This window comes from Pseudomonas sp. NPDC089395, assembly GCF_044749525.1.
In the GTDB taxonomy this organism is placed as follows: domain Bacteria; phylum Pseudomonadota; class Gammaproteobacteria; order Pseudomonadales; family Pseudomonadaceae; genus Aquipseudomonas.
The window spans coordinates 148668-162976 of the sequence record NZ_JBIVID010000011.1 but is presented as its reverse complement, the minus strand read 5'-3'; the positions used below and the strand labels follow the sequence as shown (position 1 = coordinate 162976).

At 56.2% G+C, this 14309-nt stretch carries 14 protein-coding genes; 10 read left to right on the top strand and 4 right to left on the bottom strand.

Annotation, left to right across the window (positions count from 1 at the left end):
• Positions 1 to 29 precede the first annotated feature (29 nt).
• A complete protein-coding gene (gene pyrF / locus ACIPZG_RS22110; RefSeq protein ID WP_070093724.1) occupies positions 30 to 731 on the bottom strand; it encodes an orotidine-5'-phosphate decarboxylase in 702 nt (233 codons plus the stop codon).
• A gap of 182 nt (positions 732 to 913) precedes the next feature.
• On the opposite strand from pyrF, the gene ACIPZG_RS22105 reads away from it, so the two are divergent.
• Positions 914 to 1081, top strand: a complete 168-nt coding sequence (locus ACIPZG_RS22105) for a DUF2897 family protein (protein WP_003252762.1) — start codon at positions 914 to 916, stop codon at positions 1079 to 1081.
• Between the two features lie 181 nt (positions 1082 to 1262).
• Here the strand turns inward: ACIPZG_RS22105 and ACIPZG_RS22100 are convergent, their stop codons facing one another.
• The 3 genes from ACIPZG_RS22100 to rfbB all read right to left on the bottom strand — a co-directional run bounded on the left by ACIPZG_RS22100 (position 1263) and on the right by rfbB (position 3744).
• Positions 1263 to 1595: a ComEA family DNA-binding protein gene (locus tag ACIPZG_RS22100; RefSeq protein ID WP_400716978.1), complete on the bottom strand. Its 333-nt coding sequence runs from the start codon at positions 1593 to 1595 to the stop codon at positions 1263 to 1265.
• A 170-nt stretch (positions 1596 to 1765) separates the two neighbouring features.
• Entirely contained in the window at positions 1766 to 2665 is a 900-nt protein-coding gene (rfbA, locus tag ACIPZG_RS22095) for a glucose-1-phosphate thymidylyltransferase RfbA (RefSeq protein WP_400716892.1), read from the bottom strand.
• Positions 2662 to 3744, bottom strand: coding sequence for a dTDP-glucose 4,6-dehydratase (gene rfbB, locus ACIPZG_RS22090; protein ID WP_400716889.1), 1083 nt, complete (start codon positions 3742 to 3744; stop codon positions 2662 to 2664). The genes rfbA and rfbB overlap by 4 nt, the downstream gene beginning before the upstream one ends.
• 555 nt (positions 3745 to 4299) lie before the next feature.
• On the opposite strand from rfbB, the gene ACIPZG_RS22085 reads away from it, so the two are divergent.
• The 9 genes from ACIPZG_RS22085 (at position 4300) to kdsB (ending at position 14176) form a co-directional block, all read left to right on the top strand.
• Positions 4300 to 5091 (top strand): ABC transporter permease, encoded by a 792-nt coding sequence (locus ACIPZG_RS22085; RefSeq protein ID WP_400716887.1) that lies wholly within the window; start codon positions 4300 to 4302, stop codon positions 5089 to 5091.
• Between the two features lie 13 nt (positions 5092 to 5104).
• The gene (locus ACIPZG_RS22080) at positions 5105 to 5758 is read left to right on the top strand and encodes an ABC transporter ATP-binding protein (RefSeq protein WP_400716885.1); all 654 of its coding nucleotides are present in this window, start codon (positions 5105 to 5107) and stop codon (positions 5756 to 5758) included.
• A 54-nt stretch (positions 5759 to 5812) separates the two neighbouring features.
• Positions 5813 to 6919 carry an ABC transporter permease gene (locus tag ACIPZG_RS22075; protein WP_400716883.1) on the top strand — a complete coding sequence of 369 codons (1107 nt, stop codon included), beginning with the start codon at positions 5813 to 5815 and terminating at the stop codon, positions 6917 to 6919.
• Positions 6912 to 8003, top strand: a complete 1092-nt coding sequence (locus ACIPZG_RS22070) for a polysaccharide biosynthesis/export family protein (protein WP_400716881.1) — start codon at positions 6912 to 6914, stop codon at positions 8001 to 8003. Before ACIPZG_RS22075 ends, ACIPZG_RS22070 begins: the two co-directional genes overlap by 8 nt.
• A gap of 35 nt (positions 8004 to 8038) precedes the next feature.
• Positions 8039 to 9469, top strand: a complete 1431-nt coding sequence (locus ACIPZG_RS22065; protein WP_400716879.1) for a mannose-1-phosphate guanylyltransferase/mannose-6-phosphate isomerase — start codon at positions 8039 to 8041, stop codon at positions 9467 to 9469.
• Between the two features lie 28 nt (positions 9470 to 9497).
• The gene (locus tag ACIPZG_RS22060; RefSeq protein WP_400716876.1) at positions 9498 to 10559 is read left to right on the top strand and encodes a CDP-glycerol glycerophosphotransferase family protein; all 1062 of its coding nucleotides are present in this window, start codon (positions 9498 to 9500) and stop codon (positions 10557 to 10559) included.
• Between the two features lie 74 nt (positions 10560 to 10633).
• A complete protein-coding gene (locus ACIPZG_RS22055; RefSeq protein WP_400716874.1) occupies positions 10634 to 11791 on the top strand; it encodes a glycosyltransferase in 1158 nt (385 codons plus the stop codon).
• Positions 11792 to 12018: 227 nt separating this feature from the next.
• A complete protein-coding gene (gene kdsA, locus ACIPZG_RS22050; RefSeq protein ID WP_400716872.1) occupies positions 12019 to 12858 on the top strand; it encodes a 3-deoxy-8-phosphooctulonate synthase in 840 nt (279 codons plus the stop codon).
• Between the two features lie 31 nt (positions 12859 to 12889).
• Positions 12890 to 14176 (top strand): 3-deoxy-manno-octulosonate cytidylyltransferase, encoded by a 1287-nt coding sequence (gene kdsB, locus ACIPZG_RS22045; RefSeq protein WP_400716871.1) that lies wholly within the window; start codon positions 12890 to 12892, stop codon positions 14174 to 14176.
• The last annotated feature ends 133 nt before the right edge of the window (positions 14177 to 14309 follow it).

Here is a 14309-nt window from a genome sequence, read left to right as displayed (position 1 = left end):
CATGCAGCCCCTTTTCTTTTGTCGACCTGTCAGCCGCGGATTTCCGCCACCACCGCCGCCAGCGCCTGGGCCGGGTCAGCCGCCTGGCTGATCGGGCGACCGATTACCAGGTAATCGGAGCCGGCATCCAGTGCCTGACGCGGGGTCAGGATGCGGCGCTGGTCATCCTGCGCGCTACCGGCCGGGCGAATACCTGGCGTCACCAGCTGCAGCGATGGGTGCGCCGCCTTCAGTGCCGGCGCTTCCAATGCCGAGCACACCAGCCCGTCCATGCCCGCCTTCTCGGCCAGTGCCGCGAGGCGCAGCACCTGCTCCTGCGGGTCGACATCCAGGCCGATACCGGCCAGGTCCTCACGCTCCATGCTGGTCAGCACGGTCACACCGATCAGCAGGGGCTGCGGGCCGCTGCGCTTGGCCAGTACCTCGCGGCAGGCCGACATCATGCGCAGGCCACCGGAACAGTGCACGTTCACCATCCAGACGCCCATCTCGGCCGCCGCCTTGACCGCCATCGCGGTGGTGTTGGGGATGTCGTGGAACTTGAGGTCGAGGAATACCTCGAAGCCCTTCTCGCACAGGGTCTCGACAATGCCCGAAGCACTGCTGGTGAACAGCTCCTTGCCAACTTTTACCCGGCACAGGGCCGGATCGAGCTGGTCGGCCAGCTTCAGGGCGGCGTCACGGGTGGGGAAATCCAGGGCGACGATCAGGGGCGTCTGGCAGGCGGACATGGTCAGGGTCTCTTGGCAAGTCGAAATCGGCGCGCATTGTAAACGAAGTGGCGCAGGCTTTGGGGGCCGCGGGTCATCAGAATTGGCCCGACTGGGCATGGCCCCTATAATTGAACCAATGGTCAAGGAAATCGCTCAACCGTTGTACACGCGAAGCCCTCGACGTCCACAGGAGAACGACAATGCCCTGGTATGCCTGGCTGATACTCATCATAGCCCTCGGCTCGATCGTCGGCGGGTTGATGATGCTGCGAGATACGGCGAAAAAACTGCCGCTGACCGAAGAACAACTGCGCAAGGTGCATGAACGCAATGCCGAGGCGGATGCCAAGGATGCGCAGGACCGGTAGTCGAAGTTGAATTCTCTGGCCTCTTCGCGGGCAAGCCCGCTCCCACAGAGTGGGAGCTGCCCTTGAGGCTTGCACAATCACCCTTGTGGGAGCCGGCTTGCCGGCGATGAGGCCATGGCAGGCAACGAAGCGGCTAAGGCCCTATCGCCGGCAAGCCGGTTCCCACAAAAACCAACCAGCCTTATTCCACCATCACCCTATCCCGATTGCGCTCCAGCAGCGCGCTGCCGATCCCTTTGATTTCAAGCAGCTCATCTACTGTGGCAAACGGCCCGTGGGCCTCCCGATACGCCACGATCGCCTCGGCCTTGGCTTTGCCGATCCCGTTCAGCGCCTTCTGCAACGTCAATGCATCGGCCGTATTCAAGTTCAACCGCTCCACTGATGCTTGCGCTTGGCTCACCACCGGTATCGGCTCCAGCGGGACAACGGCAGCACCAGGCGCGGCACTGAGGGAAAACGACAATCCCGCGAACAGTGGCAACAGCAGGTAATTGAGGACGGTATTGCGCATGAGGGTCACTCCTGTGAGTTGAAGTTGCATGCAGCAGTTTCCTTGGCTGCCCCTACAACCTAGCGGCTCACAGGCACTTGTTCCCAGTGGGCAATGGTTACCAAATCAGACGTCACAACATGTTGCACGCCTGCTGGATAAATATCCTACGCCAGGCGTGCACAGTGCCTTCAGCCCTGCAGGACAGGGTCGCGCAGCAACCGCAGCAGGTACTGCCCATAGCCATTCTTGCGCATCGGCGCGGCCAGGGCTTGCAGCTGATCCGCATCGATCCAACCCTGACGGAAGGCCATTTCCTCAGGGCAAGCGACCTTGAGGCCTTGCCGACGCTCGAGGGTGGCGATGTAACCGCTGGCTTCGAGAAGCGAATCATGGGTGCCGGTATCGAGCCAGGCGTAACCACGGCCCATCACCTCCACCGACAAGTGCCCCCGTTCCAGATAGAGCCGGTTGATGTCGGTGATTTCCAGCTCACCGCGCGGCGACGGTTTCAGCCCCTTGGCCATCTCGATCACGTCCTGGTCGTAGAAGTACAGCCCGGTCACCGCATAGTTGGACTTCGGCTGCTGCGGCTTCTCTTCCAGGCTGATGGCCCGTCCACGGGCGTCGAACTCGACCACGCCATAGCGCTCGGGATCGGTCACATGGTAGGCAAACACGCTCGCCCCTGCGTCGCGCGCCATGGCACCGTCGAGCAACTTGTGGAAATCGTGGCCGTAGTAGATGTTGTCACCCAGCACCAGCGCCGACAGGTCGTTGCCGATGAAGCGCTCGCCAATGATGAACGCCTGGGCCAGGCCATCCGGCGATGGCTGTACCGCGTAGGTGATGTTGATACCCCACTGGTGGCCATCGCCCAGCAATTGCTCGAAGCGCGGCGTGTCCAGGGGGGTGGAGATGATCAGGATATCGCGGATACCCGCCAGCATCAGCGTGGTCAGCGGATAGTAGATCATCGGTTTGTCGTACACCGGCAGCAGCTGCTTGGAAATCGCCAGTGTCGCCGGGTGCAGGCGCGTGCCCGAGCCCCCGGCCAGAATGATGCCTTTACGCTGTTTGAGTGTGCTCATATGTCGTGCTTCCCTGAACGTGCGCTGTAGTTCTTTTCTACCCATTCGCGATAACTGCCCGACTGCACGCCCTCGACCCAGGCAGCATTGTCCAGATACCACTGCACCGTCTTGCGGATACCGGTTTCAAACGTTTCGGCCGGCTTCCAGCCCAGCTCGCGCTCGAGCTTGCGCGCATCGATGGCATAGCGGCGGTCGTGGCCGGGGCGGTCGGCGACGTAGGTGATCTGAGCCGCATAGGGTTTGCCGTCAGCCCGTGGGCGCAACTCGTCGAGCAGGGCACAGACGCGCGTGACGATTTCCAGGTTCGGCTTCTCGTTCCAGCCACCGACGTTGTACACCTCGCCCACCGTGCCGGCTTCCAGCACGCGGCGGATGGCACTGCAGTGGTCCTTGACGTACAGCCAGTCGCGAATCTGCTGGCCATCGCCATACACCGGCAACGCCTTGCCGCCCAGGGCGTTGACGATCACCAGCGGAATCAGTTTTTCCGGAAAGTGCAGTGGCCCATAGTTGTTCGAGCAGTTGGTGGTCAGCACGGGCAGGCCGTAGGTGTGGTGATAGGCGCGCACCAGGTGGTCGCTGGCGGCCTTGCTGGCCGAGTAGGGACTGTTGGGCTGGTACTGATGGGTTTCGGTGAACGCCGGCTCACCGGCCTTGAGCGAGCCGTAGACCTCATCGGTGGACACATGCAGGAAGCGGAACGCCTCGCGCGCCGCTGGTTCAAGGCCTTGCCAGTAACCACGCACCGCTTCGAGCAACTGGAAGGTGCCGACCACATTGGTTTCGACGAACGCCTGCGGGCCATGGATGGAGCGGTCGACATGCGACTCGGCGGCAAAGTTGAGCACCGCGCGCGGCTGATGCTCGGCCAGCAGCCGCTGCAGCAGCGGCCCGTCGCCGATATCGCCGTGCACGAACACATGCTGCGGGTTGCCTTGCAGGCTGGCCAGGCTTTGCAGGTTGCCGGCGTAGGTCAGCTTGTCGAGGTTGATCAGGGTTTCGCCCGATTGGCTTACCCAATCCAGTACGAAGTTCGCACCGATGAAGCCGGCGCCGCCGGTAACCAGGATAGTCATGGGTTCAGGTCGATCTCATGCGGGTCGGTAGGAAGATGCCGTAAGTGTAAACGGGATCGCTGAAAGCGTTATCGGCCGGGAGGGGTTTGTCGTTAGATGTTCTGTACCCTCGCGATCAAGGGCCGCCCGCACGGGGCTAGCGTCGCTTCCACAGCTTTGAACTCACTGCTCCCACAGGGAAGGCGCTGGCCCGATCGATTTTGACCAGGTCAGTGTCATTGCGACGTCCAAACCCCTTCTGAAGAGCGCCACCAAAATTGCCATTCGAGCATCCCGCCACAACAAACCCGACATACGGCAACTTGGGCCGAAATACCCTCATTGGATCCAACATGAAACACGATCAACGGCGATATTCACCAAACAGACGGTCTGAACTTTCGTACCAAAACGTGGTATTCACTTGACGCTTATGCCATCCCGCGCTTAACCTCGCGCCCCTTAGAACACGGAAGTTCCGGAACACACCCTGGTCAAAGCGCCATGGGGTCGGGCCTTTCCTGAAGATGAATTCCGGCGTGCCTTGGCGCGCTGCTTTGCTTTGCGGTAAACATCTTGAAGCCTCGTTCCTCGCTCCAGATCCAGAAGTCGGTCATTTTCGCCCTCGTCCTGCGTGAAGCCCGCTCCCGTCTTGGTGACCGCCGCATGGGTGCCGTGTGGCTGCTGTTCGAACCGATCGTTCACCTGCTGATTTTCTCCTTGCTGTTCGGCATGCTCCGCGGCCGTACCGTCTCCGGCGTGGAATACCCGGTGTTCATCCTGGTCGGCATGGCCCCCTTCCTGCTCTACCGCAACACCGCCCTACGTCTGATGGACAGCCTGCGCGAAAACCGCTCGCTGTTCGGCTACAAACAGATCAAGCCCCTCGACACCTACGTCGCCCGGGTCATCGTCGAAACCTGCATCGCCGCGACCGTCTACGCCATCCTGGTATTCGGCTTCGCCTGGTTCGGCTTCGACATGTCGATCCACAGCCCGCTGCAATGGGTCGCCACCCTCCTGCTCGGCCTGCTGTTCGCCTTCGGCCTGGGCATGCTCCTGGCCCTGGTCACCCACGCCCTGCCCAGCCTGAAGATCGTCATTCGCATCGCCTTCTTCCCGCTGTACTTCATTTCGGGCGTGCTGATTCCTGCGTCCTACCTGCCTGCGGCCATGATGCCTGTGCTGTTGCTCAACCCCTTCCTGCACATCCTCGAACTGATCCGCGCCGAGGTGCTGCCGCACTACACCCCGGTCGATGGCGTATCCGAAACCTACGTGATCGCCTTCACAACGGTACTGCTGTTCCTGTCGCTGGGTGCCTACCGTGCCCGCAGGATGCACCTGATTTCCACCAAGAACGGTTAACTACAGGCCACCCGTGTTCGAGCTCAGAAACGTTACCAAGTCGTACCTCACGCCCAACGGCCGCCGGTACGTCTTTCGCAACCTGTCGCTGGCCATCCCGCCCGGCAAGAACATCGGCCTGATCGGCCGCAACGGCGCCGGCAAGTCGACCCTGATGCGCCTGCTCGGCGGTGCCGACGTGCCCGATTCCGGCACCATCGCCACCGACCGCAGTATCTCCTGGCCGGTTGGTTTGACCGGCGGCTTCCAGGGCAGCATGAGCGGCCGCGACAACATCAAGTTCGTCTGCCGCATCTACGGCGCCACCGGTGATGCGATGCGGGAAAAGATCCGCTACGTGCAGGAGTTTGCCGAGATCGGCGACTGGATCGACGAGCCGATCAAGACCTATTCCTCCGGCATGCGCTCGCGTGTGGCGTTCGGCCTGAGCATGGCCTTCGACTTCGACTACTACCTGATCGACGAAGTGATGTCGGTGGGCGACGCCCAGTTCAAGCGCAAGTGCGCCGACGTCTTCAAAGAAAAGATGCAGAAATCCAACGTGGTGCTGGTTTCCCACTCCATGCCGGAAATCGAAAAGCTCTGCGACATCGTGCTGCTGGTACGTGATGGCGGCATCCAGGTGTACGAAGACGTCGCCGAAGGCATCAAGGCCTACAACAGCTGATCAACCCTTCTTCCAATTAAGCAGCACCGTTCCACATCAAGGATGCATCCAACTATGAGCAGTACGGGTAACAAGAAAGGCTGGCGCCTGGCGTTGGCCATGGTGGTTCTGCCAATGATCCTGGCGGCCGTGTACTACGGCGTGTTCGCTGTCGACCGTTTCGTCAGCTCCGCCCAGGTGGTGGTGCGCCAGGACGGCAACAACCAGGGCGCCCAGATGCCTGGCCTGGCCACCCTGCTGACCGGTACCAACCCGGCTTCGCGCGAAGAAACCCTGTACCTGCGCGAATACATCACCTCGATGGACATGATGCTGCTGCTGGAAAACAAGCTGCACTGGATCGAGCAGTACGCCGCCCAGCGCAGCGACGTGTTCTTCTGGCTCGACAAGGAGGCCCCGCGTGAAGACCTGCTGGAGTACTACCAGCGCATGGTCTCGGCCCACTACGACGAAACCACCGGCCTGCTGCGTGTGGAAGTCCAGGCGTTCACCCCGGAACTGTCCGAGCAGATGCTGCGCGAGATCCTTCAGGCCAGCGAACACTTCGTCAACGAAGTGAGCCACAACATCGCCCGCGAGCAGATGAAGTTCGCCCAGGGCGAACTGGAAAACGCGCGCCAGAACTACGCCAAGCGCAAGACCCAGTTGCTCACCTTCCAGAATGACAACAAGGTACTGGACGGTGGCAACACCGCACAGAGCCGCGCGACCATCATCGCCGACCTCGAAGGCCAGTACACCAAAGAGCAGGCCGCCCTCACCGAGATGACCTTCAAACTGCGCGCCGACGCCCCGCAAGTGCGCCAGCAAAAGCAGAAGGTACAAGCCATCACCCAACAGCTGGCCAAGGAAAAGCGCCTGCTGGTGTCGTCGCCACAAGGCTCGCAGCTGAACGTGGTCGCCTCGCGCTTCCAGCAGTTGACCCTGGACGCCGGCATTGCCGAAGAAACCTACAAGACTGCCGTCGCCGCGCTGGATAATGCCCGCATTGAAGCGAGCAAGAAGATCCGCACCCTGGTCACCGTGGTCAGCCCGAACACCCCACAACTCGCCCTGTACCCAGAGCGTTGGTACAACCTGGCGACCATTTTGCTGGGCCTGCTGATGCTGTACGGCATTACCCGCTTCATCCTGGCTTCGATCGAGGATCACCGTGATTAAATCCCTGGCTGTCTCCAAACGCGTCAACTTGAAACTGGCAGCACTGGCCCTGGCGACCCTGGGCCTGTCGGGCTGCGGCGGCACCCTGTCTGGCGCCGGCCCGTACAAGGGCGAGATCGAATCCAAGAACGAGGCCTACAACCTCGTCGATATCAATGCCAGCACTATTGCCCCTTACATGTTTGGTGCCACCCGCCCTGCCCTGGCCACCGTGACCAAACCGGTGTCGGCGGAAGTGCGCCTGGCATCCGGTGACGTGCTCAACGTGCTGATCGCCGACACCGCGCCGGAGGGGTCCTCCCTGTTTGCACCGCTGGCCACTGGCGGTACTCAGCTGAAGTCCCGCGTCGACTCCCAGGGCATGATTTCGCTGCCTTACGTTGGCCGCGAGTTCGTGGCCGGCATGACCTTGAACCAGGTCGAGCAGATGATCCGCCGCAAGCTCAAGGGCATTACCACCGACGTGCAGACCCACGTTGAGCTGGTCGGCGACCTCTCGGGCTCGGTACTGGTTGCCGGTGCGGTGAAGACCCCAGGGCGTTTCAGCACCCTGCAAGGGCCGCTGACCCTGCTGGATGCGGTCAACCAGGCTGGCGGGCCGGTGCTGGAACCGCATCTGGTCAACGTGACCGTGCGCACCGGTAGCCAGGTGCAGCAGTTCAACTACGAGGACGTGCTGGCCGGCAACAACATGGTGCTGCGACCAAACTCGGAAGTAGTGCTGGACCGTGCGCGTCAGCGGTTTGTCGCGATGGGCGCTGTGGGTGAGCCTGGGCTGAAAGATCTGCCTAGCCAGAACACCAGCTTGCTGGATGCACTGGGTAGCGTGGGTGGGCTGCGTGAGCAGAATGCCAACCCGGAAGGTGTGTTTGTGTTCCGTATGGCCAATGGCGCCAATACCAAACCCACCGTATTGCGCTTGAACATGCGTGACCCGGCGGCTGTTTTCTACGCTCGCCAGATTGCTGTCAAACCTGACGACACCATTTATGTCACCAACGCAGCTGTGTACGAATGGCAAAAGGTTATTTCGCCGATTGTGCAGACGATGCTGTTGGGTAACGCCACTGGCGCCTACAAGTAAAATATGAACTCAATCATCAACAATAGGGAAATTAGATGATCCCCGTCGTACTTTCTGGAGGCTCAGGTTCGCGTCTTTGGCCGCTTTCCCGAGCCATGCATCCGAAGCAGTTTCTCAATATCGGCGCTGACCATTCGCTGTTCCAAGCAACGCTGATGCGGTTAGCGAAAATTCAGGGCGAAGCCTTGATGCCAATCGTAGTAAGCAGCGAGGACCATCGCTTTCACGTTGCCGAGCAGTGCCGGGCGCTGGGAGTCACACCGAGCGCCATATTGCTTGAGCCGGTTGGCCGTAATACTGCGCCAGCCATCGCCGCTGCAGTAGTGCAGGCATTGAGTACGGGCAAGGATGACTTGCTTCTGGTGCTTCCGGCTGACCATGCAATCGAAAACCTTGATGCGCTGCAGAAGGCTTTCGAAACAGGCGCCGTCGCCGCACGCGATGGCTGCATCGTGACCTTCGGCATCGTGCCCAATAAAGCCGAGACCGGATATGGCTATATTCGCGTCGCGGAAAAGGGCCAATCAGTACAACTTGTTGAAGCATTCGTCGAAAAACCTGACCTGGCGACTGCCCAACAGTATCTGGACGATGGCAGGTACTACTGGAACAGTGGCATGTTCCTGTTCAAAGCTTCAGTGATGCTTGAGCAGCTGCGCCGCCATTCTCCTCAAGTACTGCACGCTGTGGAAGCGGCGCTCGAATCGGCCAAAAGAGATCTCGACTTTACCCGTCTTGATGCCCAGGCATTCAGCGCCGCCGAGAACATCTCGATCGACTATGCGGTCATGGAGCGTTCTGACCAAGTGGCTGTCGTGCCATTGGATGCAGGCTGGAATGATGTGGGGTCCTGGTCGGCTGTCTGGGAGATCGCAGACAAGGATTCGCAAGGCAATGCCACTCACGGCGATGTGATCCTTGAAGCTACCCAGAATGCTTATGTGCATGCTGAACACCGCATGGTATCGGTGCTGGGGCTAGATGACGTTGTGGTAGTCGAAACCGCGGATGCCGTCATGGTCGCGGCGAAAGACAAGGCGCAAGACGTGAAACTGCTGGTTGACCGGATCAAGCAGGCCAAGCGAACTGAGGCCACGAGTCATCGGAAAGTCTATCGACCGTGGGGGAATTACGACTCTATTGATAATGGTCCCCGATACCAAGTCAAGCGAATTACTGTTGCGCCAGGGCAGAAACTTTCGGTTCAGATGCATCACCACCGGGCTGAGCATTGGATTGTTGTCAGCGGTACCGCCCAAGTGACTATCGATAACAAACAAATAATGTTGACCGAAAACCAATCGACGTATATCCCAATTGGTATCGTTCATGCCCTCGAGAACCCAGGAAAAATTCCTCTAGAGATGATTGAGGTACAATCTGGGACCTACCTTGGCGAAGATGACATTGTGCGATTCGAAGATAGATATGGTCGAGCGCCAGCTGCAGCGATTCAAGCAATTTAATTAACTTTCAACACTCGAGTTTGCAAAGATGAAGAACGGTGTATTTGAAATATTGGCCTTGGGCGACCGCTTTTCGGCGGCCTACAGAAGCATTGAGGAAACTATTCGCTATTTCGGCCAACTTACCTTCAGGGAAGAAGGGTCTTTCGCAAAAGCCGATGACGTTATTTCCTTCCTGCGCAACTCCTCTTTCGACATGGTCATCATGCCGAACCCTTACGGCAATGAACGCCGCCGCTGGGTCTATACGCACCTAAAAAACTTTGGCTTCCCTGTTTTGGTTTTCGATCGGGGCGCACTTCCAGGATCGTGGTTCTTTGACATTGGCTTTAACGCAGACAGCGCGACATACCACCCGATTCGCTGGGATAAACCACTCACTGCAGACGAGAACAATGCAGTTGAAGCTTACATCAGCGATGCGAAAAACCATGCCCCTCTTGAGGCACAAAGCCCAGCGATTGGTGGAGAAGCTCTAAAAAAAGAACTTGGCCTTGAGGGCAAGAAGGTTCTGTTTGTTCCATTCCAGCGCCCATCTGACACCACCATCAAGTTCTTTAGCGGCCCCGTAGGCAACTACCAGAACTTTGTAAAACTTGTTGCCGACACTAAAACCCAACTCCAACAACTCTCCAACGAATGGGTTGTAGTTGCCAAAAAGCATCCACTTGAGCAAACACGCCCAGTCGCTGATGTCATCTTTGTCGATGATGACACTCACGTTCACGATCTGATCGAAATGTCTGAAGCTGTACTACTTGTAAACAGTGGTGTGGGTGTTATCGCCGCCTTGTTCGACAAACCAGTACTCTACGCAGGTGACGCCTTCTACGCCCACCCCAACTTCAACCGTAACGTGCAAAAGCCACAAGACATCATCTATTTGTTGCAAAATGGCTTCCATTTCGACAAAGAAACCCGAAACAGATTTATCCACCACCTCGTAAACTCCGTCTACTCTTTCGGCACTTTCGAGACCGAACTCGTCGCACAGAAAGATGGATCGTACAGAAACATCACTCGAAAAATTAATTTTGACAAAGTAAACCTTCCAGACGAATTTAAAAAAAAAAGAACCTTCTCTTTGTAAGCCCTGTCATTCCGATTCCGATTAATCGGGGGAGCGCTCATCGCACTGATCAGATGATCCGAGCGCTCTTAGACTTGAATATCAAGATCAAACTTTTGATCTTGAATCAGAGCGAAGAAAAAACCTCATCCGCTGAGTTGAAAGAGCGCTTAGAAACTCACTACAACTCTATCAACCTTACGGTTGAGGTTCGCCGCCACCCCAATTACTCTGAAAAAGGAAAAAAGAAAACCCGCATCCAGAGTCTATTGGCAAAAATCCAGGATAGACTGGATAAGCTTCGTTACGAGGATGCCCTGATCAACAACAAACAAGCGCTCCCCGAAAAATTCGAGAAGCTTGTAAAGGATCAGCTCGCGAGCGGGGACTACGACCTTGCCTGGTTCAACTACATGAAAATGATGCCAAGCAATCTGCCAAAAGGGCGAACCCGTATCATCGTTGACATGCACGACATGCAATCTGCCCGCATTAAAGCTGACGTACTCCCCACCTTACCAAAAATGCGTCAAGCCAAATACCTCAAGGTATTTACCAATAGCGAAATCAAGTCTTTGAACAAGTGCGACCTGGCAATTTCGATCTCGCCCATTGAGACAAAAGCAATCGAAGATATTTACAAACCAAGCGCCAAAGTCGTAACACTAAAAGCAACAGACGACCCAAGATTTGGCTATAGCAGAAAGCGCACCTATGACATCAGCTTTATTGGCTCTAATTCCGCACCTAATGTTGATGGGCTAGTATGGTTTATCGAGCAAGTGCTGCCAATCGTCGCGGCATCCTTGCCACGGGTTCGATTCCTCATCCAAGGGAACGTGACCCGTGGAAAAATCGTGAAAGGCGCTATTGCTAACTCTCCACACCGGCAAGTGATCAAGCAACAAGGTTTTGTTGAGTCTCTAGCCTCTGTATATGCCGAATCCAAGGTAATGATTTGCCCTATCCGCTACGGTACCGGCATGAAGATCAAAGTCGTTGAAGCCATGGCATATAGCAAAGCAATTGTTGGCACCAGCATCGCCTTTGAAGGTATCGATATCTCTGAGGGATTGATTTGCCACGATGACGCTAATGCATTTGCAGAAAGTGTCATTGAACTGATTAAAAATGAAGATTCCAGACGCTCAGCTGAAAAGGCTGCAGCTGTGACATTTGCTAATCAACATTCCTATAAGTCGCTGATTGAAAGCATCCGCGACGAGGTTTTAGCAGCTAAAGAAGTATCATAACACCACACAACAGCACCGAAGCATGATCCAAGCGCTTTAACCACCATGATAAATTTGATGACAAGAAGACACACACAAACCAATCAAATTAGTGGGAAATGCTTTGGAGGAGTGCCTCTGGCTTCGAGGCTGGTAGGTAGTATCGCCTTGCGAGCCGTATCACTGGTAAATTCTTGCTCAGCCGGTGTATGCGACATCCTGGCAACATCAACACAAGAGATATTAAATTGAAAATTTCTCCGACAATTCAATGCTCCAACTCTAGCCCCTTCGTACTTTTTGGGGGTATCAACGTTCTTGAGTCTGAAGACTTGGCCTTGACTGCCTGCGCTGAGTACGTCCGCGTTACCGAAAAGCTCGGCATCCCTTATGTATTCAAAGCGAGCTTCGACAAGGCAAACCGATCCTCCATTCACTCTTATCGTGGTCCTGGCATGGAAGAAGGCCTTCGGATCTTTGAGAAGGTGAAGGCCGAGTTTGGTGTACCAATCATTACTGACGTACACGAAATCTATCAAGCTGCACCAGTGGCCGAAATCGTCGATATTTTGCAATTGCCCGCCTTCCTTGCGCGTCAAACCGACCTAGTTGTAGCCTTGGCAAAAACCGGCAAGCCTGTAAATATCAAAAAACCTCAGTTCCTGAGCCCATCTCAGATGCAGAATATCGTTCACAAATTCAAAGAAGCTGGTAATGATCAGTTGATCCTTTGTGATCGCGGCTCCTGCATGGGCTACGATAACCTGGTTGTGGACATGCTCGGCTTTGGCGTCATGAAGCGCACATGCGACGATCTACCAATCATCTTTGACGTGACCCACGCACTACAAAACCGCGATCCATCCGGTGCAGCATCTGGCGGTCGTCGCGAACAAGTTGTAGACCTGGCTCGCGCCGGCATGGCAGTGGGCCTAGCAGGCTTGTTCCTTGAGGCCCATCCGAACCCAGACCTCGCTAAATGCGATGGCCCAAGCGCGCTGCCACTGGATAAACTTGAGCCATTCTTGAAGCAAATCAAAGCAGTGGATGATCTGGTAAAGTCGTTTGCACCGCTGACCATCGCCTGAAGCCAAGCCAATCGAAGCAAGGATTGTGAAAATGGCAAGCACTGAACAACGGGTCGCGATTGTAATCCCGGCCCGCTATGGATCTACCCGTCTACCGGGTAAGCCTTTAGCAGACATCGCTGGCAAACCAATGATACAGCACGTCTATGAAAGGGCATTGCAGGTAGCTAATGCTCACGCTGTAGTCATTGCCACAGACGACGAGCGCGTTGCGCAAGCCGTACATCGTTTTGGGGGCGAGTGCGTGATGACCTCAGCCGATCATCCCTCTGGCACAGATCGCCTGGCAGAAGTAATGGCCAAGATCGATGCGGATATTTACATTAATCTACAAGGTGATGAACCACTGGTACGCCCTGCTGACATTGACTTATTGGCCGAAGGCATGCTGATCGACGCAAGCGTTAATGTTGGTACCCTGTGCCATCAAATAGATGCTCTCGAGGCTGTCAATCCCAATACAGTGAAAGTGGTATTGGCGGCCAATGGCAATGCTCTTTATTTCAGTCGTTCCCCCATTCCCTTTCCCCGTGAAAAAGAGTCAGCAACTTACCTCAAGCATGTTGGTGTATACGCCTATCGTCGGAAAGTGCTAGCCGAATATGCAGGGATACCACAGCCGATGATGGAGAATGCTGAGAAGCTGGAGCAATTGCGACTGCTCGCAGCTGGATACTGTATTCGGGCTTTCCAAGTCGAAGCTACCGGCCCAGGTGTCGATACACCAGAATGCTTAGAGCAGGTTAGAGCCATCATCAGTGGTAAGGCGGCCGTATCAAAACCGACATTAGCAGATGTCCGACTTGTAATCACCGATGTGGATGGTGTGCTTACTGACGGCGGCATTTATTATGACGCGACTGGAGAATGCCTAAAACGCTTCCATGTACGTGACGGTATGGGTATGCGTCTGCTAGAAGAGAACGGCGTACGGGTCGCCGTACTATCAGGGCGTGACTCTACCACTTTGCGCAAGCGGGTAGCCGACCTTGGCATAAGCCTTTGTCAGTTTGGCGTGAAAGACAAATTAGCAGCCTGCGAACAACTCATGACAGAAGCAGGGGTGAACAAAGCACAGACTGCTTGCATTGGTGATGACAGCATAGACCTGCCAGCTTTTGCTGCATGCGGCATATCATTTGCTGTAGCCGATGCACCTGTATATGTAAGCAAGGCAGCAACCTACACGCTGAACTCCGCCGGCGGCACCGGCGCCTTCAGAGAGGTGGCTGATGCCATTTTACATGCACAGGGCAAGGAAGAAGTTTTGAGCACCGCCACAGGATATGCAAGTGTAATGGCAAAAATGGCACAATAACCCATATAAAACCTAGTATTTCGGTTTAATACTTCGACACATAAAGCCAGGCCGACAAGGCGCAGCTGTTATGTGTCGATTCCCTAAGACCTAACGATACTATGCCGCGACAGTTTCGCTGAACTGTACCATT

What these genes read in the sequence shown, in the direction of transcription:
- pyrF (WP_070093724.1), bottom strand. Translation starts at nt 731, where the DNA reads ATGTCCGCCTGCCAGACGCCCCTGATCGTCGCCCTGGATTTCCCCACC.
- ACIPZG_RS22105 (WP_003252762.1), top strand. Translation starts at nt 914, where the DNA reads ATGCCCTGGTATGCCTGGCTGATACTCATCATAGCCCTCGGCTCGATC.
- ACIPZG_RS22100 (WP_400716978.1), bottom strand. Translation starts at nt 1,595, where the DNA reads ATGCGCAATACCGTCCTCAATTACCTGCTGTTGCCACTGTTCGCGGGA.
- rfbA (WP_400716892.1), bottom strand. Translation starts at nt 2,665, where the DNA reads ATGAGCACACTCAAACAGCGTAAAGGCATCATTCTGGCCGGGGGCTCG.
- rfbB (WP_400716889.1), bottom strand. Translation starts at nt 3,744, where the DNA reads ATGACTATCCTGGTTACCGGCGGCGCCGGCTTCATCGGTGCGAACTTC.
- ACIPZG_RS22075 (WP_400716883.1), top strand. Translation starts at nt 5,813, where the DNA reads ATGAGCAGTACGGGTAACAAGAAAGGCTGGCGCCTGGCGTTGGCCATG.
- ACIPZG_RS22065 (WP_400716879.1), top strand. Translation starts at nt 8,039, where the DNA reads ATGATCCCCGTCGTACTTTCTGGAGGCTCAGGTTCGCGTCTTTGGCCG.
- ACIPZG_RS22060 (WP_400716876.1), top strand. Translation starts at nt 9,498, where the DNA reads ATGAAGAACGGTGTATTTGAAATATTGGCCTTGGGCGACCGCTTTTCG.
- kdsB (WP_400716871.1), top strand. Translation starts at nt 12,890, where the DNA reads ATGGCAAGCACTGAACAACGGGTCGCGATTGTAATCCCGGCCCGCTAT.